The sequence below is a fragment of the Flavobacterium sp. HSC-61S13 genome, from assembly GCF_024171535.1.
GTDB lineage: Bacteria > Bacteroidota > Bacteroidia > Flavobacteriales > Flavobacteriaceae > Flavobacterium.
This window is the reverse complement of the sequence record NZ_JALJZV010000017.1, coordinates 38,544-57,669: the sequence shown is the minus strand read 5'-3', so window position 1 is coordinate 57,669 and position 19,126 is coordinate 38,544. Positions and strand designations below refer to the sequence as shown.

21 protein-coding genes are annotated in these 19,126 nt (G+C 35.4%); 9 read left to right on the top strand and 12 right to left on the bottom strand.

Features of this window, described 5'->3' with window-relative positions; translation table 11 throughout:
- Positions 1-2 precede the first annotated feature (2 nt).
- Positions 3-1,064, bottom strand: a complete 1,062-nt coding sequence (locus L1275_RS14045; protein WP_253474664.1) for an isochorismate synthase — start codon at positions 1,062-1,064, stop codon at positions 3-5.
- A gap of 4 nt (positions 1,065-1,068) precedes the next feature.
- Positions 1,069-1,488, bottom strand: coding sequence for a PaaI family thioesterase (locus tag L1275_RS14040; protein WP_253474661.1), 420 nt, complete (start codon positions 1,486-1,488; stop codon positions 1,069-1,071).
- Between the two features lie 211 nt (positions 1,489-1,699).
- On the opposite strand from L1275_RS14040, the gene L1275_RS14035 reads away from it, so the two are divergent.
- The 3 genes from L1275_RS14035 to L1275_RS14025 all read left to right on the top strand — a co-directional run bounded on the left by L1275_RS14035 (position 1,700) and on the right by L1275_RS14025 (position 4,843).
- The gene (locus L1275_RS14035; RefSeq protein WP_253474658.1) at positions 1,700-2,269 is read left to right on the top strand and encodes an L-threonylcarbamoyladenylate synthase; all 570 of its coding nucleotides are present in this window, start codon (positions 1,700-1,702) and stop codon (positions 2,267-2,269) included.
- 24 nt (positions 2,270-2,293) lie between these two features.
- Positions 2,294-3,733 carry a CCA tRNA nucleotidyltransferase gene (locus L1275_RS14030; RefSeq protein WP_253474655.1) on the top strand — a complete coding sequence of 480 codons (1,440 nt, stop codon included), beginning with the start codon at positions 2,294-2,296 and terminating at the stop codon, positions 3,731-3,733.
- Positions 3,734-3,805: 72 nt separating this feature from the next.
- Positions 3,806-4,843 carry a heme A synthase gene (locus tag L1275_RS14025; RefSeq protein WP_253474652.1) on the top strand — a complete coding sequence of 346 codons (1,038 nt, stop codon included), beginning with the start codon at positions 3,806-3,808 and terminating at the stop codon, positions 4,841-4,843.
- 36 nt (positions 4,844-4,879) lie between these two features.
- Here the strand turns inward: L1275_RS14025 and L1275_RS14020 are convergent, their stop codons facing one another.
- A complete protein-coding gene (locus tag L1275_RS14020) occupies positions 4,880-5,710 on the bottom strand; it encodes a S9 family peptidase (RefSeq protein ID WP_253474649.1) in 831 nt (276 codons plus the stop codon).
- A 27-nt stretch (positions 5,711-5,737) separates the two neighbouring features.
- Positions 5,738-7,078 carry an NCS2 family permease gene (locus L1275_RS14015; RefSeq protein WP_253474646.1) on the bottom strand — a complete coding sequence of 447 codons (1,341 nt, stop codon included), beginning with the start codon at positions 7,076-7,078 and terminating at the stop codon, positions 5,738-5,740.
- Positions 7,079-7,237: 159 nt separating this feature from the next.
- Between L1275_RS14015 and L1275_RS14010 the strand changes: the two genes are divergently transcribed.
- The 4 genes from L1275_RS14010 to L1275_RS13995 all read left to right on the top strand — a co-directional run bounded on the left by L1275_RS14010 (position 7,238) and on the right by L1275_RS13995 (position 11,581).
- Positions 7,238-7,594, top strand: coding sequence for a BlaI/MecI/CopY family transcriptional regulator (locus L1275_RS14010; RefSeq protein WP_253474643.1), 357 nt, complete (start codon positions 7,238-7,240; stop codon positions 7,592-7,594).
- A 7-nt stretch (positions 7,595-7,601) separates the two neighbouring features.
- Positions 7,602-9,152, top strand: coding sequence for a M56 family metallopeptidase (locus L1275_RS14005; RefSeq protein WP_253474639.1), 1,551 nt, complete (start codon positions 7,602-7,604; stop codon positions 9,150-9,152).
- 517 nt (positions 9,153-9,669) lie between these two features.
- On the top strand, positions 9,670-10,782 hold the full coding sequence (locus L1275_RS14000; protein ID WP_253474636.1) for a hypothetical protein: 1,113 nt from the start codon (positions 9,670-9,672) through the stop codon (positions 10,780-10,782).
- Positions 10,772-11,581, top strand: a complete 810-nt coding sequence (locus L1275_RS13995) for a hypothetical protein (protein WP_253474633.1) — start codon at positions 10,772-10,774, stop codon at positions 11,579-11,581. Before L1275_RS14000 ends, L1275_RS13995 begins: the two co-directional genes overlap by 11 nt.
- A gap of 115 nt (positions 11,582-11,696) precedes the next feature.
- Here L1275_RS13995 and L1275_RS13990 read toward each other — a convergent pair whose 3' ends face one another.
- From L1275_RS13990 to L1275_RS13975, 5 genes are all read right to left on the bottom strand, one after another.
- Complete coding sequence (locus L1275_RS13990) at positions 11,697-12,089, bottom strand: VOC family protein (protein ID WP_253474629.1); 393 nt, start codon at positions 12,087-12,089, stop codon at positions 11,697-11,699.
- A 68-nt stretch (positions 12,090-12,157) separates the two neighbouring features.
- On the bottom strand, positions 12,158-12,913 hold the full coding sequence (locus L1275_RS13985) for a LytTR family DNA-binding domain-containing protein (protein WP_253474626.1): 756 nt from the start codon (positions 12,911-12,913) through the stop codon (positions 12,158-12,160).
- A 74-nt stretch (positions 12,914-12,987) separates the two neighbouring features.
- Positions 12,988-13,341, bottom strand: coding sequence for a 2TM domain-containing protein (locus L1275_RS16610; RefSeq protein WP_371923491.1), 354 nt, complete (start codon positions 13,339-13,341; stop codon positions 12,988-12,990).
- 2 nt (positions 13,342-13,343) lie between these two features.
- On the bottom strand, positions 13,344-14,705 hold the full coding sequence (locus tag L1275_RS13980) for a 2TM domain-containing protein (protein ID WP_253474623.1): 1,362 nt from the start codon (positions 14,703-14,705) through the stop codon (positions 13,344-13,346).
- Positions 14,689-14,874 carry a hypothetical protein gene (locus L1275_RS13975; protein ID WP_253474621.1) on the bottom strand — a complete coding sequence of 62 codons (186 nt, stop codon included), beginning with the start codon at positions 14,872-14,874 and terminating at the stop codon, positions 14,689-14,691. Before L1275_RS13975 ends, L1275_RS13980 begins: the two co-directional genes overlap by 17 nt.
- A gap of 254 nt (positions 14,875-15,128) precedes the next feature.
- Between L1275_RS13975 and L1275_RS13970 the strand changes: the two genes are divergently transcribed.
- Entirely contained in the window at positions 15,129-15,677 is a 549-nt protein-coding gene (locus tag L1275_RS13970; protein WP_253474618.1) for a plasmid pRiA4b ORF-3 family protein, read from the top strand.
- A 73-nt stretch (positions 15,678-15,750) separates the two neighbouring features.
- Positions 15,751-16,815: a nucleoid-associated protein gene (locus L1275_RS13965; RefSeq protein ID WP_253474615.1), complete on the top strand. Its 1,065-nt coding sequence runs from the start codon at positions 15,751-15,753 to the stop codon at positions 16,813-16,815.
- An 80-nt stretch (positions 16,816-16,895) separates the two neighbouring features.
- Here the strand turns inward: L1275_RS13965 and L1275_RS13960 are convergent, their stop codons facing one another.
- The 3 genes from L1275_RS13960 to L1275_RS13950 all read right to left on the bottom strand — a co-directional run bounded on the left by L1275_RS13960 (position 16,896) and on the right by L1275_RS13950 (position 18,866).
- Complete coding sequence (locus L1275_RS13960) at positions 16,896-17,198, bottom strand: hypothetical protein (protein ID WP_253474612.1); 303 nt, start codon at positions 17,196-17,198, stop codon at positions 16,896-16,898.
- Between the two features lie 52 nt (positions 17,199-17,250).
- On the bottom strand, positions 17,251-17,790 hold the full coding sequence (msrA, locus tag L1275_RS13955) for a peptide-methionine (S)-S-oxide reductase MsrA (protein WP_253474779.1): 540 nt from the start codon (positions 17,788-17,790) through the stop codon (positions 17,251-17,253).
- Between the two features lie 341 nt (positions 17,791-18,131).
- Complete coding sequence (locus L1275_RS13950; RefSeq protein ID WP_253474608.1) at positions 18,132-18,866, bottom strand: T9SS type A sorting domain-containing protein; 735 nt, start codon at positions 18,864-18,866, stop codon at positions 18,132-18,134.
- Positions 18,867-19,126: the final 260 nt, after the last annotated feature.

Genomic DNA, 19,126 nt, shown 5'->3' with positions numbered 1-19,126 from the left:
CGTCATGATACTATTTTTTTCATTGTACTTGATTTATTGACCGTTTCAATAAATTCATCACTTGCAACACTATCTCTAGTGATTCCGCAACCCAGGTATAAATGGATTTGATGTTCTTCCAACTCCATACACCTTAAGTTAACAAATAAATCTGTAAATCCGTCCTTATTTAATGTTAAATCGCCATTGAGTTCTCCCAAATAACCGCTGTAAAATTTACGATCATAGCCTTCTTCAGCTAAAATAAAGTCTCTAGAGGCTTGTTTTGGCATACCACATACCGCAGGTGTCGGATGTAATTTGTCTATAATATTTTTTAAATCGTCGATATTGTTCAAATTCCCTTCAATATCCGTGCGTATGTGCATGATAGTACCCGCATAAGCTGTAAACGGCGCTGTGATCGAAAGCTCCGTTACATATTCACTCAATGAATCGAGTATAAAGTCGGTCACAAAACGTTGTTCCTGCTGTTCTTTTTCACCCCAAACCACGGGATTTTGTTGTTTATCGAGTTGTGTACCCGCCAAAGCCATCGTAAATACTCGATTGTCCCCTACTTTTAACAATTGCTCTGGAGTTGCCCCCATCCACATTCCTACTTCAGGATGAAAAAACAAATAACAAAACGCAGTTGGATAGGTTGATTTTAGCTTTTTATACCAATCGATAACACTTATGGATTCCCTAACAAGGGTTTCTTTTCGCGATAAAACTACTTTGTCAAAACGCGCTGACTTAATAGCTGCTACGCCCTTTTTAACCAAGGCTTCAAAAGCACTACTAGCCCGCTTGTCATCATAATTCAAAGTCACCTCTTTGGCCACTTCCTCATTTGGAATCCACGGTTCAACGATCACCTCTGATTCTGAATATGGAATAAATACCGCTTGCTGCCCGTCAAACGGAGCAAAAACAAATCCCTTGGATTTGTAATCGTCCAATTTGAACAGCGCTGCTGTTTTTTGAAACATACCCACCACGGTTTGCTGATTGGATTTGGAGTAAATCACAAAGGGTTTTTGTTGATCTAAGGCATCAACTACTTGTTTAAATAAAGGCATTTAACTACTTCTTTAGGATCATATTAGTGATTTTACAAATACTAATCAATCGATCTTCTTCATCGGTAATTCTGATTTCCCACAGATGTAAAGTTCTACCTTTATGAAGAATTCGAGCTGTGGCATAAACCGTACCGTCTCGTTTACTTCTGAGGTGATTGGCAGAAATTTCTATACCGCGCGCCTCTTCGAATTCGGTGTTGATCAACATAAACGAAGCCGAACTACCTACGCTTTCAGCTAAGGCAACCGTGGCTCCGCCATGTAGCAATCCCAAAGGTTGATGAACCTTAGAATTGACAGGCATTTTAGCGGTTAAAAACTCCGGGCCTGCATCGATAAATTCGATGTCTAGAGTTTCCATTAAAGTGTTCTTTGAAAAGGCTTTACAATGTGCTAAAATTTCATTTTTATTAAATTCCATAAGGGGATATAATTATATTATCGAACAAAAAAGGATTGTTTTTTTAGTGAATCATAAATATAGCTCAAATTGCGAATACCTTTCTTAAAAAAAACTTAATTATTAGCAGCTGTTAATTTATTGACTTTTGCTTGATTTTCTTAGAGATTAAGCCATAATTTCACTAATTTTACAAGCTATTTACAAGATACAAAATAAAGGAATACAACAGATGGAAGAGATTCAACAAGAGGTACATAAAGCTTATGAAGTCATTCAAAATGGAGGTATCATTTTATACCCTACCGATACGGTTTGGGGTTTGGGATGTGATGCCAATAACTCAGCAGCGATTAAAAAAATATTTGATTTAAAGAAAAGAGCCGAGTCAAAGAGTATGATTGTTTTGGTTAATGGCGATCGAATGTTGCATCAAATTTTTAAAGAAATACCAGAAGTGGCATGGCAAATCCTTGAATGTTCAGATAAACCGACCACTTTAATCTTGGATCACCCAAAAAATGTTGCTAAAGAAATTATTGCGGCCGATGATTCTTTGGGTATTCGAATTGTGACAGATCCCTTTTGTTTCAAATTAATAGAGCGGATGAAATCGCCCTTGGTATCGACTTCTGCCAACGTCAGCGGCGATGTGACTCCTCGTACTTTTCAAGAAATCAACCCTATTATTTTGGAAGGTGTAGACTATGTGGTAAATTTGCATCAAGATCGTAAAGCGAGCCCGCCTTCGACAATTATTAAACTGACAACAGATAGCAAAGTGACGATTATTAGAAAATAACTTGCTATTTTTTGAATTTGAATTATGAAACAACCCTTACCGTATAAAGACGCCTTAACGCATCCTATATTTGAATATATCTCCCAAGCTGCACAAAATCTATCCTTAGATTGTTATGTCATAGGTGGTTTTGTCAGAGATTACTTATTAAAAAGAGATTCTAAAAAAGACATTGATATTGTAGCTGTAGGCAGCGGTATTGAATTGGCTTTGGAAGTCTCAAAATTATTGCCTAATCAACCGAAAGTTCAAGTATTTAAAACTTATGGTACGGCCATGTTGCGCTTTGACGATATCGATATCGAATTTGTAGGTGCTCGAAAAGAGTCTTATCACTTTGACAGTCGCAATCCCGTTGTTGAAGACGGAACCCTAGAGGACGATCAAAACCGACGTGATTTCACCATTAACGCCTTGGCTTTAAGCTTGAATCAAAGTGATTACGGAACTTTAATCGATCCGTTCAACGGCTTGGATGATTTGGATAACAAAGTCATCAAAACCCCTTTAAATCCAGATATAACCTATTCCGATGATCCTTTGCGCATGATGCGAGCGATTCGATTTGCAGCGCAATTGGATTTTGTAATTGAAGCAGAATCCTTAGAGGCCATCACTAGAAATCACAAGCGCCTTAGTATTATATCTGGCGAAAGAATTGTCGACGAGCTCCATAAAATTTTATTGACAAAAAAGCCTTCAACGGGATTTTTACTGTTGTATCATTCGGGTTTGCTCGATATGATATTACCGGAATTAACGGCTTTAAACCAAGTAGAGGAAATTGAAGGACATACGCATAAAAACAATTTTTATCATTCGTTAGAAGTCGTCGATAATATCTGTACAAAAACGGATGATTTATGGCTGCGTTGGTCGGCTTTGTTGCACGACATTGGAAAAGCTCCCACCAAACGTTTCAACAAAAAACAAGGTTGGACTTTTCACGGACATGAATTTATTGGTGGTAAAATGGTTAAAAAGATCTTTCAACGTTTACACATGCCGTTAAACCACAAATTGAAATATGTACAGAAGATGGTCACCATGAGTTCACGTCCGGTAGTACTGTCTCAAAAAACCGTAACCGATTCAGCTGTAAGAAGATTGATTTTCGATGCCGGAGAAGACGTTGAAGATTTGATGATTTTATGCGAGGCTGATATCACGACGAAAAATGCGATTAAGTTTAAAAAGTATCATCACAATTTTAAAATTGTTCGCAACAAAATAGTAGAAGTTGAAGAGCGCGATCACGTGCGTCAGTTTCAACCGCCCATTTCTGGCGAAGAAATTATGGCCTTATTTAACTTACCGCCTTCACGCGAAATCGGTGTTTTAAAAGAAGCTATAAAAGAGGCTATTTTGGAGGGAATAATTCCCAACGAATATGAAGCTGCCCATCAATTTATGATGGATAAGGCACGTCAGATGGGACTGACAAACCCGAATACCGTACAATAATAGAATGAATTATTAGATGGCTGTTATTTTATAACAAACATTCCTAATACCATAATACAAATCAATATTACTATGAAAAACTATTTTTTACCTCTTGCAAAAACCTCTTTAATACTGGTGTATGTAGTGATTTTTGCTGGGGCGTTAGTACGTATGACCGGTTCGGGTATGGGTTGTCCAGATTGGCCAAAATGTTTTGGTTATTATATTCCACCTACAGACATTTCTGAAATATTGTGGCAACCGGATCACGAATTTAAAAAGGGACAGGTAATCATTCACGATGAAAGTTTGTGGGTCGCTAAAGAGGATTTTACGACAACAGATGTGTACCAAGAACAGAATTGGACCAAATACACCAAACACGATTATGCTACTTTTAATGCCAAACACACTTGGACAGAATACCTCAATCGCCTTAGCGGAGCTATAGCAGGAGTGGCTTGTTTGGTGATGGCCGTGTTTTCATTTGCCTATTGGCGAACTCAAAAAAAATTAGTAGCCTTGTCTTGGTTGGTCGTTTTTTTAATGGGATTTCAAGCCTGGTTAGGAGCTACTGTAGTGTTCTCCGTATTGAACCCAATAAAAATCACGGTTCACATGATTATGGCCTTGGTTATTGTTGCTATATTGATTTATATCGTCAGAGTGGCACGTGTTAAAAAAGAGCCTAAAAAGAACGATTCCAAGTTTATTATCTTTCTTTATATCTCGTTGTTATTGACGCTGATTCAAGTGGTTTTAGGAACTCAGGTCAGACAATTTGTTGACGAACAAGTTCGCGCTGGTATCGGAAATGAATATTTGTGGTTAAATGATCCTACCTTTGAATTTTACATTCACCGTACCTTTTCTTTTATAGTGGTGTTTGTCAATCTCTTTCTATTCTTAAGAAATAAACGCAAAGAACTCGGATATAGAAAACTCAATTGGGTTATGATACTATTGGCATTAGAAATCCTTTCTGGTATTGCGATGTACTATTGGCATTTCCCATTCGGAGCGCAAACACTGCATTTGGTTGTAGCCTCGTTATTGTTTGGAGTACAGTTCTATTTGGTACTCGAAGCTCAAAAAACCTATTTTACTACGACAAAGAGTAAATCATAATTTAAACCGTTCATTCGATGCACGATCGAATGTCAGTTATTTCTTTAAAAAAGCTACCGTTTGATCAATCACTTTAGATAAATCAAGCGGTAGCTCTTTTTTATCCCAAGGATGACGCGCACCAAAAACATGGTCTGCCCCTTCAATGATATACAATTCTGAATTTTTAGCCCATAGATGCAACCATTCCGCTTCTTTTAATGGCACTGCTTCATCCGCAGTACCCTGAATTATCAAGAGGGGTTTCTTTAAATGTTGCGCACAATTTTGGATATCGAATTTTCGCTCATTAGCCTCAAAATCCTGATAAAATGAAAAATAATGAGGCATCTGCTGATTGGTTCTGGTATTAAGCCCATAAAATACACCCTCATCCTTCCACTTGTCAAACCGCGCTCCTTGAGGGAATCGCCTTTTAAAATCCGCAACACCGGCCCAACTTACCACCTTGGTGACCTCGTTATTTTCAAGTGCTTGAACCAAAACAGCCCCTCCACCTCTACTGTGTCCGATGATACTGATCTGACTCTGATCTACTTCAATACGATTCTTAAAATGGTTGATTACCGCTGTTAAATCGATTTGTTCTTGACTGTAGGTATTTCGACCGAATGCTTCAAGATCTTCAAATTCTAACGGATTATCCAATGTCGTTCCATTATGTGAAAAATTAAACTTCACCACATAAAAACCTTCTTTTGCAACGGCTTGCATCGCCAATTCCCAAGCTCCCCAATCTTTAAATCCCTTATAACCGTGACAGAATATCACTAAGGGTAATTTGTTTGTTAGATCGGGAAAGTAGGCATCTGCCAACAGTTTAATCGTTGCATTCACCGTTATAATTTGATTCTTTTCGACTTTCATTTTTAATTCGCTTTTTGTGATTCAACCCTATTTGTAAACGACTTCTAAGATAATTTTTACCAAAAAAAGTATCGAAAGTACCGCTAAAGTTAAGGTAATCTGTCGGTATTTGCCCGTAAAGAGTTTTAAAAATGTAAAACTCAATATACCAAAAACGATCCCCTCTGCAATACTATAGGTAAAAGGCATTAAAACAATCGTTAGAAAAGCCGGTAAACCTTCACTCATATCGTCAAAATTAATTTTCGAAACCGATGAAATCATAAATAGACCCACTATAATTAAAGCAGGAGATGTTGCTGCTGCGGGTATCATTAAAAACAAAGGTGCTAAAAACAAGGATAGTCCAAACATCAAAGCCACTCCAACCGCGGTAAGTCCTGTACGTCCACCAGAAGCTACTCCGGAAGCACTCTCTACATAGGAAGTCACAGAGCTGGTACCTAAAACAGCGCCAAAAGTGGTTCCTAAGGCATCGGAGAACAAAGCTTTCTTCATTTGGGGGAAATTACCATCGGCATCGGCTAAATTCGTTTTGGAAATCACTCCAATTAAGGTACCAACCGTATCGAAAAGATTGACAAACAAAAAGGTAAAAACCACAACAAGCATATCTAATGAAAGGATTTGCTTCCATCCCTCTTCGGTTAACATTGGAGCCAGTGCCTGTCCGAATATCGGTTCTATTGAAGGCGGTAATGCGACTATAGCTGTGGAAGGCCAAACGACATCTCCTAAAATAAAACCAAAACCCGTAGCCACGAGTATCCCCAATAAGATCGCACCGTTGACATTTCTCGCAAATAAGACCCCAGTAACCAACAAACCAAGAAAAGCAATCCAAACGTTGTGCTGTGAAAAATCGCCTAAACGAACTAAAGTATTGGTATCTGATATAATAATTCCCGCTCCCTTCAATCCGATCAAGGTGATAAACAAACCGATACCTACTGGAATCGATTCTTTGAGTATGACCGGAATGTTTTTGACAATCAGTTCCCGTATATTAAAGAACGTTAAAAGCAAAAAGATAATACCTTCAATAAAAACAGCCGTTAACGCAAATTGCCAGGTATAACCCATCGTCAACACCACCGTAAACGTGAAAAAACTATTGAGTCCCATTCCCGGAGCTTGAGCGATCGGCAATTTGGCATAGAGTCCCATCATCAGCGTAGCGAATATAGTTGCTAAAGCCGTGGTCGTAAACAAGGCCTCGCGATCCATTCCCGCCTGAGCTAAAATATTGGGATTCACTACTAAGATATACGACATCGTCAAAAACGTAATGACTCCCGCCGTTAATTCCTTCCGAATCGTCGTATGGTGCTTATTGAGCTGAAAGTAATGCTCTATGATCTGTTTCATCGTCGATATTTTTCTTAGTGAGTTTAATTAAGCAAACAAAGATAATCAATATCAAAACAAGGATAGAATAAAAAAAACCAAACAAACTACAAAAATAGTTGTATAACTAAAAAAATAGTTATAGGTTTGTTTATATAAAAACACTTCAATATCAATACAATGGAAAAATTGACCAATAAAGAGGAACAAATCATGCAAGTGATCTGGAAGTTAGAAAAGGCTTTTGTCAAAGATATTATGGCTGAACTTACCGATGAAGATATACATTACAATACGCTATCGACTATAGTACGCAACTTGGAGGAAAAAAAATACGTCGGTTATCAGGCCTATGGTAAAACGCACCAATACTTTCCCTTGATCAAACTAACGGATTACAGGAATAAATTCATGGCTAAAGCGGTAGATGCTTTTTTCAAGGGGTCCTATCTCGATGTGGTTTCTCACTTTGCCAAGGAGGAAAAGATATCCGCTCAAGAGCTGGAGGAAATTTTAAAAATGATAGAAAAAAAATAGCTGCATTATGGAAGCCTTATTTCTTTATATACTAAAAGTTAATGCCTTACTAGCCGTCTTTTATATACTGTATATTGGGCTACTAGAGCGCACTACTTTTTACAGGGAAAATCGATTTTACTTTCTTTTTTCTATCGTCATTTCCATTGGGTTGCCCTTGATGTATATTACAAAAACCGTATGGGTTGCTCCAATAGTTCCCGTTGATCACCCTGCTCAATTGACAGTATCACCGAGTCTTCATAATGAAACATTTCCATATGCTTTTTACATATTTATAATTTCCCTATCCACATCTATACTACTTATTATTAAGTTATTAAAAAACATTTATAAAACAAAAGCTTTAAGTGTTAAATATCAAGCTCTAGAGCTCAATGGCATCAAATATTACGACCAAGCCCATATAAAAACGCCTTTCTCATTTTGGGACAGTATCTATTTCAATTCCAAAAACTACAGTGAATCGGAATTAAAAGTAATACTGTTACACGAGGAAATTCACATTCGACAAAAGCATACTTTAGACCTTTTACTCATACAAATTAGCTGTTGTATCTTTTGGTTTAACCCATTCGTTTGGAAGCTCAAAAGCAGTATTGATAAAAACTTAGAATACTTAACCGATCAAACCGTATTAGATGTCATGAACGAAAAGTCATTATATCAAAAAACCTTATTAAAAACCATGGGTTTTCCCATGTCAAATACGTTGACTCATTCGTTTAACCAATCCTTTTTAAAGACTCGTATCATGAAAATTAACCAATCCAAAACTAAAAAGACTGAATTCTGGAGATTTGGTCTACCATTAGCTGCTGTACTTGTATTTACCGTGTTGTTTCAAATTAAAACCGTTGCTCAGGTAAAGCAATCGAATTCGTATCAACAGACAGATACACTTGGTCCTCCAACACCACCAACACCACCAACACCACCAACACCGCCTATATCCCCTGCATTACCATCTATCCCTCCAACTCCTCCAACGCCCCCAGTAGAACCCACAACAACTCTTGGAGTACAAAAGGATGATTCTCCTATCTATAAAAACAAAAAATCAGCCATATACACTATCACTGCGGAACCCTTAGAGGCGAACCCTGATTTTATACAGCTAGATCCCCATTCGACAGCAGGGAAAAAGATTATAGCCGATCGCGAAAAAGCGATAGCGGAAAGCAAAATCGCCATGCAAGAGAGCAAAATAGCTATAATGGAAAGTAAAAGAGCCTTAGAAGAGGGTAAAAAAGCTGTAGAAGAAAGCAAAAAAGCTATATTGGAAAGTAGGAAAGCCATCGAGGAACAGCGTAAAATGGCTATAGAAGCTGCTGAGCTAGCAATGAATGCTCTTAAAAATTCAGTTCCATCAAGAGCAGCGGCGATTAAAGAAAGTGAAAAACTTCGTGAATTAGCAATGAATGAACATTTAGCAGCTATAAAAGAAGCGAGAATTGCGATTGATGCACATAAAAGTACGATGGAACAACTTAAAAAAGACCGCAAGATCGTTATGAAAGAGCGTTTAGCCCTTATTCAACAGCATTTAGCACAATAACGAATTACGCAAAAATGCTGTTATAAATACGTATACGTTAATACGATTATAACTTCCAAAAGATCGGTATCGACAACTTATCAGTGCGAAAACTACAATACAACAGCCTTGCTACTGAAATAATAAAACCTAGCGCTCGATTTTTCGATAAGGATTTTTTATTTTAAAAGTTTTACCTATTAAAATTTATAACACTGCTACCATTATTTTGTGGTAATAACCAAATATTTTATTCCATTTTTTTGAAAACATATATAATATTTTGTGGATTGAAAATAATTTTTTTTTATTTTAGCCCGAAGTAAACGACTTATAATCAATATTATCTAAAATTCCTGGCTTTAGTTTTATCTTTAGTCCTGATGTCACAGCCCCCAGCGTTGACAGCAATATTGAACAAAAAGATGTATAACAATCCCCCGTGTTTCATCAGAAAATGAGCAAAAAAACAATAAAATTAAAGCTTCATAAGCGTTTACGTTTGGTTTAAAAATTTCTTATAAATTAATTTACGATTATGAAAAAAACTCTTTTACACTTAACAATCCTAATTGGGGGATTAGTTGTTTCTTGTGATACCGCAGATTTACCACAGGGCAAAAATGCAAACAATGACTATCCATTAATACAAAAAAAAAGTACGATGTTTAGCTATATTCAATCAATAGCGATCCATAATGCTACTGATTGTAAATACGATATTCTAATTTTTCCCACTTGGAATAAACTTTGGGAAACAGCTGATGAATTAGATAAGTTGATTGATTACGATTGCGATTTATTTGATGCAACTGTTCCAAGTGAAATAAGTGATGATAAATATGAAACTTTAGCTAATGAGGCTGGTTTTGACGAGGACAATATTTTAATTAATTTTGAAAAAGATTTAGGTTTCTGCTCACTTCGAAAAAAAATTGATATTCTAGAAAGTGATTGGCTGCAACTCCAAGGGGATGGTGAATGGGATATTAAAGAAGATCCTGATAATCATTTTATATTTGATGAAACTGAAAGAACCTTATTCAGTGAAAATGCCGAAGTGATTATTGGTGAATCAAAAGCAACTTATATTTATTACAAATTGATTAGTGACCACAGTTGGATAGAAGTTCATAATTGGGATTTAGAAGCTATTTCACAAATAAGCAATGGTACTACCCCAAAAAATAATCCCAATGTTATTTTAAAAGGCTTTACGGACGAGAAAACATACGAAAAACCGTCACCATGCAAGAAACACGTAAAGAGTGCAAAATATCATACAAACGGCTCTGACAGAATCAAAACAAAATCCAAAGTTATTAATAATAGTGCGTGGGGAGCAAAGAAAATATCTGCTTTAACAGTAGGTTATAAAAAGAAACGAGGGAAATGGAAAAGAAGCAGAACAACCATAACAGCGGGAATAACTGGCGCTTACGGAACCAACAATTGTATTCTCTATCAAGACTGTAGCAGACAATTTGAAAAATATTTAGTTAAGGAACGAAAACGAAGAAGAGTAAAAGCCAAATTCAGTGGCCATAGATATGAAGGTGGCAGCCTAATCATAGGAATACAACCTCAAAAAGCATACAGTTATCACAAACAAGGCTCTGTTAATCTCAAAATGGATTATTATGAACTGTAATAGAACGATATTACTCCTGCTTTTTATATTATGTTTTCCCAGTACATCCCTTTCTCAAACTGCAGAAAAATTATTTGGCGAAGGATGCACTAAATTTAGTTTCGTATTACAGCCGGCAATACATCAAGGATATTCGGTAGGTAACGTTTATGATAATAGTACTAATTCACCTAGTATATCATTTAATAACCCCTTTTCTATACAATTTGGTTTCTTTTACAATTTTTATCAGATAAACGATTTTAATTTCAAAGCCGGTCTTATAGCTAAAACATTTAATCCGACTTTCAATATTCATATAAGTGAAGAGGATTGGAATGTCGGTTATAATTATTCCAATGAATTAGGTCATTTTCAAATGGCAAGCCAATTTGTTTTTTCACAAACTTTTAAAACCGAGTATTTTCACAATATCAGTGAAAATTTGAATTTTGTTCTTGGCTTAGGTACAAGCTTAGATCTCAGGACAAGCGGTGGTAATGACAAATTAGTGGTAAGTGTATTTGACTATAATCAACAAAAAGAACGCACTTTATTTATAGCTGAATCCGATGAACAACAAATTACTGGCTCATTAGATTTTTCCGTAGGTTTAAATTACTTAACCAATCGTGGATTGTTTCAAATGGATGTTTTTTTTAATTCCCAACTTTTAAATTATCCCAAACAAGGTGTTTATCAATTTGATTTAGATAACAATGAAACCAAAACAGGCGTTTACACCATTAAAGGAAATTATGCCGGAATCTCATTAATCTTTACACCTACTAAAGGTTGGCTTAAAAAGAAATCAACATAATAAAGATTCAAAATGACACAGTCCACAAAACCGTGTTTATACTTAAAAATGAATTGAGTTTTTATTAACTCAATTCATTTTCTAACAAATAACTTATTAATGGGTGTCTTCGAAATTATCCCATAGGACTACAAAGCTCAATTAAAAAACCATCTAAATCTCTGATATAAGCAACAGATTGTCCCCAAGGTTTTACGACAATCGGTTCATATAAGACAGCCCCTTCTGCAACCGCCTTTTCTACAGCAGTAGCAACATCGGCTGTTACAAAACCCAATTCGATACCAAAGGGTTTTTCCTTTGAAGAACTGTCTAAAAAACCCTCACTCAAATTACTTTGCGCCAATTCTTTAGATGCAAAAGCCAAGGCAGTAGAACCCGAGACCATTTCACCATAATCATTTTCAGGAGTTCGGAATTTTTGTGTAAATCCAAACGCTCTTTCGTAAAAACTCATCGCCTGAGCTACATCAGCCACATATAATATGGTATAAGAAAATGCTATCATTCTATTTTTTATTTTAATTATTCTACACTACTTTCCACGACTCCCGATTTTCGACTCCCGAATTACGATTATCCAATCCAAGTTTTAAATTCAGCTACGCGCTCGCGACTTACAATCAGCTCCTCTTCATTATAGTGGTTTAAACACAATTTCAATCGAGAATTGCTGAAAACTGAAATATCCTTAATATCGGTCAAAGCTACTATAAATTGCCTACTTATTCTAAAAAAGTGATCTGGTGACAACATTTCTTCCAATTGATCTAGAGACAGCTCAATTAAATAGTTTCGATGATCCTTTGTTTTGATATACGTTGCTTTGTTTTCACTGTAAAAGCAGGCAATATCACTGGTGAATACGATCTTGATTTGTTGGCCAATTTTGATGGAGAATCGCTCTTTATACACGGGCTTGCTCTCTTTATCAATAAACTTCTTAAACAAATTCAATTGATCTGAAAACTCAAAAAACGAGTTTTTATGATCGATATACTTTTGAATGGCAAATTGCAATTCGCCATCTTGAATTGGTTTTAGTAAATAGTCGATACTATTGAGTTTAAAAGCTCTTAAGGCATACTCATCGTAGGCCGTTGTAAAAATAATTGCGCTGTTAATGACTACTTTTTCAAAAATCTCAAAAGACAAACCATCGGACAATTGAATATCTAAAAAGATCAGGTCGGGTGTTTCATTATTGGATAACCATACGATTGACTCTTCTACAGACCCCAATTTGGTTTGTACCTCATATCCCAATTTTTCTATTTTCCGTTCCAACAATCTCGCGGCTGGTTTTTCGTCTTCAATAATGATGATTTTCATAAGTAGTTCTTGTTAGTATAGTATGGCTTTGATGCTTGGTTTGGCGATTGTACGAGTCGGTTTTTTATTAAAAATCAACGGCGTTCACTTTTGCTTAAAAATCGATTCTCAAAGGAATTCCTCTCTTTTAGGAAAGTTTTTTGAAGCAGATTTTGTTGCCACTTTTTTAGCAATGGGATTTTATCGGCATAAAAAAACATAAATTGAATTGCAATACAAAAAAGCCAAAGCGCTGGTAATTCAAAAGGGGAATAAAACGAATGGACTTCTATATTTTCAAATTCAATATAATGTATCCCTATAATAAAAACACTAACCATTAAACAGATCGCTAATCGGATGTATAAATTACGTAAACGTCTTAATCTTGATTTGGCATAAAGTGTTTGAGCTACTCTCACTTTAGAATTGTTTATCGCTGACTCCATCCTTATTCCCATTTAGCATTTCTGCGTTTTTCTTCATCCAAAATCTCTTGAAGTTTTTTGTCCTCCCAATTACGACCTAAGAACAGATTGTAATTGTATACACGCATCCCTTGTGATAACAATCCGATTCCCCAACCGAAAAGCGGGAATAAAAACCATAAAAAAGATGGTTCGGTATATAAGTTAATCACCATTAAAAAAGTATTGACAGCGATATAAGTGGTCAAGTGGCTATAGAATTTTTTAATATCCTCGACGCGTTTCTTAGCTTTGATCAATAACATTTCTTCGTTTTCGTTTAAAATTTCCATGATATATGTTTTTTTGATTAGTATAGGTATTTTTACTGCAAATGCATGTTCATTTTCATCGATGATAACCTGCTTAGAGGTAATTAGGGCATATCGATCGGCTATATTTTGTAAACCGATACCCTTGCGATCATCATATGATTTTTTCTTTTGTAAGTTATTCTCGACAACCAAATAATCTTGCTCTTCAACTATAGATATGTGGATTGGATGTAGGGTACTGGTTTTATTGTGTTTGATTACATTTTCGAGTAGCAACTGCAAGGATAAGGGTATTACTTTGGCCTCAGTGTTTTTTATCTCCTTTGGAAAATCGTAAGTGACGCTATCTTCAAAACGCATTTGAAGTAATAACATATAGGTTCTGGCAAAATCAATCTCCTCTTCTATCGATACTAAGGTTTTATTCTTTTGATCTAGGATATAACGATAAATCTTTGATAGGGCTTGTGTAAAATCCTGCGCTTGATCGGGATTCTCTTCTATTAAGGAGTTTAACACGTTTAAACTATTAAACAGGAAATGCGGATCCAATTGATTTTTTAAACTTTCAAATTGCGCCGATACATTACCTGATATGACTTTTTCCTTTTGTAGTAAGATCGATTGTTTACGCCGATTGAAATAAAAGTAATATCCAAAATAGATCAATAGCGGAATTACGATAGCGTAATTAACAAAGTTGGTAAACGGTTCCGTATACACCCATTCGTTAAACGGTTTTTGGTCTATAATGAGATAATCTATGGTTTGATAGACATGTGGGACATAAAAACACGAAAAAAGTGCAACCATATACCCCAACATCAATGCCAAATAAAATGCCCTTTTATCCGTAGCTAACTTACTTTCGAAACGCTTATCTATTTGAACAAAAGCAATCCTATTAATAAAAAACAGAAATAAAATATAGAAAACCCATTTGTTGACTTCTCTTAGGCTATATACCAGATTACTGTTAGTACCTGCTTGCAGCTCCTTTGCCACCCAGATTAAACTCATCAGCCATACCACCAATACTCCAATACTATAACTTTTACTCCTTTTTTTCATGATTTGTCTTTAATAGAAAGAGATTAACTGTGGGTTGTGTATTATCCAATGCTTTATCCGTACAAATGTCATTAATTTTCGTTGAATTATAATCACAATTACATAGGGATTCGATATACGGAACGGCAAAATTAATCAGCATGATTCCAGCTATTACAAAAAATTTCATCTTTCTTATTTTTAGTTTGATAGGTCAAAAGTCGTTTGTTCGACACGATTAAAAAAAAAACAAATACTGAACTGTCAAATAAGGTGGATGAATCGCAATTTGATGTTTATAGCTGTAAAAATGCTTTGCATTTATAATAAATTGAAACTCAGAATAGACCGTTGGCATTTCAAAAAAACTGAAAAAACAAATTTAAGTTTTTCCGTTTAAAATGATATTAAGTTTACCTTTGTCTTTTAACAAATCAACAGACTATGGTTTATAAATTTAGAGTAATACTTGATACAGAGGAGGATATATTCAGAGATATCGCCATTTTGGAAGAGGATTCTTTAGAAGATTTGCACAATGCAATTGTCAATGCATTTGGTTTTGACGGTATGGAAGCAGCTTCTTTCTACACTTGTGATGCCGATTGGGCACAACAAGAAGAAGAAATCCCTTTGTTCGACACCGGTGATATAGCGGGTGAGCAAAAAACCATGGCATCTTATGCGATAAATGACTACTTGGGTGGCGAAAATACCAAAATCATTTATGTATATGATTTCCTAAATATGTGGACCTTCTTTGTAGAATTGGCCGCAATGGAAGAAGAAGAAACCGGAGTCGTTTATCCAGCCCTACTATTCGCTCATGGAGAGTTACCGGTAGATTCTATGTTAAAGAATTTCGATAATGCACCTTTGTCTGAACAAGATATGTTTGGAGAGTTTGACGACGAGATGGATGATGAAGATTTCGATCTTTTTGATGGAGATGACAGTTTCGAAGATTTTGGTTATGAAGACAATTGGAATTAATTCCAAACAGTCTACAAGATGATTTAAATTATTTACCCATAGTAAGTATTACTTACTTTTTACTTTTTTCTATATGATTAATCTATTCAATGCTCACATTGAAACGCTAAGTATTCACCGTGTGGGGAATAAAAGCCGTAATGAAGCTATTTTTTTATCGGAACAACCTTATAATTTAAACGATGAAATTGCTCCGCTTTTAAAGGAGTATTTCTTTAAACCCTTTAGAGAAAAAGAAGAAAACTATTTTCAATTTGCCCATGATGTCGATTTAGAATATAATGAAATGTATAATTTCAGCAACGAGTTGTTCAATGCTCCTTCTGCAGAGAATGTACAGGAAGTTGCTAAAAAAATAACCCGTCATTTGCATGAGCAATCCAATCATCCGCACATTAAAAACGGAGAGGTTTACATTACTTATCTAACAAACGTATCGATTGACAACAATGTGGTTGATGCTATTGGAATTTTTAAAAGTGAGATTAAAGCCGATTTCTTACAATTTGAAGAAAAGGGCAGTAATTTAGAAATGATTCTTCAACAAGGGATTAACTTAAACAAGTTGGACAAGGGTTGTATCATTTTTAATTACAAAAAAGAAGAGGGTTTTAAAATTTTAACCATCGATAGTAACCGTTATGATGCGCGTTATTGGTTGGAGCACTTTTTATCTGTAGATGCTTTTCAAGATGAAAACTTTATGACTAAAAAGTATTTAAAATTCTGTCAAGATTTTGCTAAAGACGTTGTTTTACCAGCAGAAGATAAAAAAGAAGAAGTGATGTTTATGAACCGTTCGGTAAACTATTTTGCTAAGAACGACGAATTCGAAGAAACAAACTTTTTAAATGAGGTTATTGACAATCCCGATTTGATTTCGGAATTTAAAAACTACAAAGTAGACCGCGGTGAAAAGTACAGTATCGAAGATACGACGAACTTCCCTATTGCCAATAATGCCGTGACCGATGCTCGTAAAAAGATCAAAAACGTCATTGCCTTAGATACCAACATTCAGATCAAATTGGATTTCATCAACCCGGAAAGTGCGGAGAAATTCATTGAGAAAGGTTGGGATGAAGAGAAACAAATGTATTACTATTTGGTTTACTTCAACAAAGAAGAAAAATCATAATTTTGAATATATGCTTATAGGTCAATAAGCTTATTCACTAATTTTATAAAAAAAACAGAGGCAAAAGCCTCTGTTTTTTTTTATAAAGAATGGTTCTTTTGTATATAATGGGTATAAATCCAGGTTAGTGTAAAGGTGGGTATAAAATCCAATCCAGGAGATAACTCTTCTAAAAAAGCAATGGTACCCCCTACTTTACCCACGGTTCCTTTATACATACGTGCTAAAAGCAAACCAGCTATGGGTGCCCATACCACATCACTGATTTCTCCTAAAAAAGGAATCAAATACGACAAGTAGCCTACCCCATCTAAAAAAATACTCCAAACCAATTGGGTATACTTTTTAGCTGACGCTGTTGATCTGATTTGTAAGTCATCCATAAGTAAACATTTGATGTTCTATAACTTAACTTTTCAATATCCGTGCCAACTTTTATTTCAGCTTGGTAGCGTAGTCTTTTTTAAATTTTGCGACTTTGGGTGAAACCACCATTTGGCAATACTGTTCATTGCCATTTTTTGCAAAATAATTTTTGTGATAATCTTCTGCTTTATAAAATTTCGAAGCAGGTGATATACGTGTAACCACCGGTTTACCATATACATTCTCATTGATTAGAATATCCAAATATTCCTGTGCGTCTTCTTTCTGAGCTTCGCTGGTATAAAAAATCTCACTGCGGTATTGAGTTCCAACATCTGCACCTTGTCGGTTTAAAGTAGTCGGATCATGCGTTGCGAAAAAGATCTCCAACAATTCGTTGTAACTAACTTGTGAAGGATCATAAACGACTTCAATGGCTTCGGCATGTCCCGTTTCTCCAGTACAAACTTCTTTATAGGTTGGATTTTCTTTATGTCCTCCAATATAACCAGGCCATACAGATTCCACGCCTTTTAAGGATGTAAATATCGCTTCAGTACACCAAAAACAGCCACCAGCAAAAATAGCTACTTCGTTATGGGGATTCATTTCATTCATAGGGATTTCATTTTTTGTATTGGGGATTTCTGTTAGAGCAGTTTTATTTTGACAAGCTCCTAGGGCTATCGAAATAAAACAATATAAGAGTGTTTGCATTTCAATAAATTTTGTTATCTCAAATATATTGATTTTAATTTTTAAAAGAACCAACTATTTGTGAAAATATGATTTTACTACTAGCGATTTTACGGAGAATAAATGAACATTAAAATAGCAATAAAATCGCTGATCATTGGGTTAGTTGCCACATAAAGTATTATTGGATCGAAATTTATTACAATAACCAGCAAGAAAATAATATGGATTATTCATCTCTTTTATCACGGTTATCACGGTTGCACTAGTATTTTTTCGGAAGTCAAAATCTTTCCCTCACGGTTTAAAAGGTTTACGATATACAGTCCAGTAGTAAAATGCTTTAGTTCCACGGATTTCTTATCGCTAGCTATTTGCTGTTTGAAACACAATTTCCCCAATGAATCGTAGATCTCTATATAGCTAGGTGAAATTTGCTCGGAACTGTCCCATTCCAAATTCAATACATCGCTTACCGGATTGGGATAAATCTTAAACGCTGCTTTTTCAAATTGAGAACTGCTTAAACGTTGATTGCTATAAATCGCTTGATTTCTATTATTATCGGTGATCACTAATCGCCGCACACCCTGGCTCGATCCGACTAATGTATACGTAAAAGAGAATAAAGCATTATCTCTAAAAAATTCATTATGGAAAGAGGAAAATTGACGATTTTCCACATTAAAACAATATTCCATCGGCAGAGAAACATCGTTAAAAACCGTAAACTGATTGTGTTCTAAGAACACGAGATCTTTAAAATTCATTCCATTTTTACAGAAACTAACATACATCGATAGTTCGTGTAAGTCAAATTCTAAAGTAAAAGGATAAATACTGCTTTCATCATTTAGTGGCGGATCATACTCCGTATCCTCTATGATTAATTTCTGTAAATACCAGGTATTTTCCCCTAGCAATTCTGGTTGCGCCTGAACACTTTCTATGCCCAGTAGTAGCAGGATTATAAGTAAGATTGTTTTCATAAGTTTGTAGTTTTTTTCGGTTGCACTAGTGTTTTTTCGGAAGTAAAAATTCTTCCGTCACGACTTAATCGGAAGTAAAAATTCTTCCGTCACGACTTAAAAGGCTTACGATATACAGTCCCGAAGGCAAATACTATGCATCAACGGTTTGGCATTCGTTAACGATTTGCTGTTTAAAACATCGTTTTCCCAATTAATCGTAGATTTCTAGATGTTTTAGCGCCGAGTACCTAATCGTATTCCCCACTGATTGCATAATT

Bases quoted from the DNA above. Each gene is read 5' to 3' on its own strand.
- L1275_RS14030 (WP_253474655.1), top strand. From the start codon at position 2,294: ATGAAACAACCCTTACCGTATAAAGACGCCTTAACGCATCCTATATTT.
- L1275_RS14045 (WP_253474664.1), bottom strand. From the start codon at position 1,064: ATGCCTTTATTTAAACAAGTAGTTGATGCCTTAGATCAACAAAAACCC.
- L1275_RS13995 (WP_253474633.1), top strand. From the start codon at position 10,772: ATGAACTGTAATAGAACGATATTACTCCTGCTTTTTATATTATGTTTT.
- msrA (WP_253474779.1), bottom strand. From the start codon at position 17,790: ATGAATCCCCATAACGAAGTAGCTATTTTTGCTGGTGGCTGTTTTTGG.
- L1275_RS13990 (WP_253474629.1), bottom strand. From the start codon at position 12,089: ATGATAGCATTTTCTTATACCATATTATATGTGGCTGATGTAGCTCAG.
- L1275_RS13965 (WP_253474615.1), top strand. From the start codon at position 15,751: ATGATTAATCTATTCAATGCTCACATTGAAACGCTAAGTATTCACCGT.
- L1275_RS14015 (WP_253474646.1), bottom strand. From the start codon at position 7,078: ATGAAACAGATCATAGAGCATTACTTTCAGCTCAATAAGCACCATACG.
- L1275_RS14040 (WP_253474661.1), bottom strand. From the start codon at position 1,488: ATGGAATTTAATAAAAATGAAATTTTAGCACATTGTAAAGCCTTTTCA.
- L1275_RS14035 (WP_253474658.1), top strand. From the start codon at position 1,700: ATGGAAGAGATTCAACAAGAGGTACATAAAGCTTATGAAGTCATTCAA.
- L1275_RS14005 (WP_253474639.1), top strand. From the start codon at position 7,602: ATGGAAGCCTTATTTCTTTATATACTAAAAGTTAATGCCTTACTAGCC.
- L1275_RS13950 (WP_253474608.1), bottom strand. From the start codon at position 18,866: ATGAAAACAATCTTACTTATAATCCTGCTACTACTGGGCATAGAAAGT.
- L1275_RS14020 (WP_253474649.1), bottom strand. From the start codon at position 5,710: ATGAAAGTCGAAAAGAATCAAATTATAACGGTGAATGCAACGATTAAA.
- L1275_RS14000 (WP_253474636.1), top strand. From the start codon at position 9,670: ATGAAAAAAACTCTTTTACACTTAACAATCCTAATTGGGGGATTAGTT.
- L1275_RS13985 (WP_253474626.1), bottom strand. From the start codon at position 12,913: ATGAAAATCATCATTATTGAAGACGAAAAACCAGCCGCGAGATTGTTG.
- L1275_RS13970 (WP_253474618.1), top strand. From the start codon at position 15,129: ATGGTTTATAAATTTAGAGTAATACTTGATACAGAGGAGGATATATTC.
- L1275_RS14025 (WP_253474652.1), top strand. From the start codon at position 3,806: ATGAAAAACTATTTTTTACCTCTTGCAAAAACCTCTTTAATACTGGTG.
- L1275_RS13960 (WP_253474612.1), bottom strand. From the start codon at position 17,198: ATGGATGACTTACAAATCAGATCAACAGCGTCAGCTAAAAAGTATACC.
- L1275_RS16610 (WP_371923491.1), bottom strand. From the start codon at position 13,341: ATGGAGTCAGCGATAAACAATTCTAAAGTGAGAGTAGCTCAAACACTT.
- L1275_RS13980 (WP_253474623.1), bottom strand. From the start codon at position 14,705: ATGAAAAAAAGGAGTAAAAGTTATAGTATTGGAGTATTGGTGGTATGG.
- L1275_RS13975 (WP_253474621.1), bottom strand. From the start codon at position 14,874: ATGAAATTTTTTGTAATAGCTGGAATCATGCTGATTAATTTTGCCGTT.
- L1275_RS14010 (WP_253474643.1), top strand. From the start codon at position 7,238: ATGGAAAAATTGACCAATAAAGAGGAACAAATCATGCAAGTGATCTGG.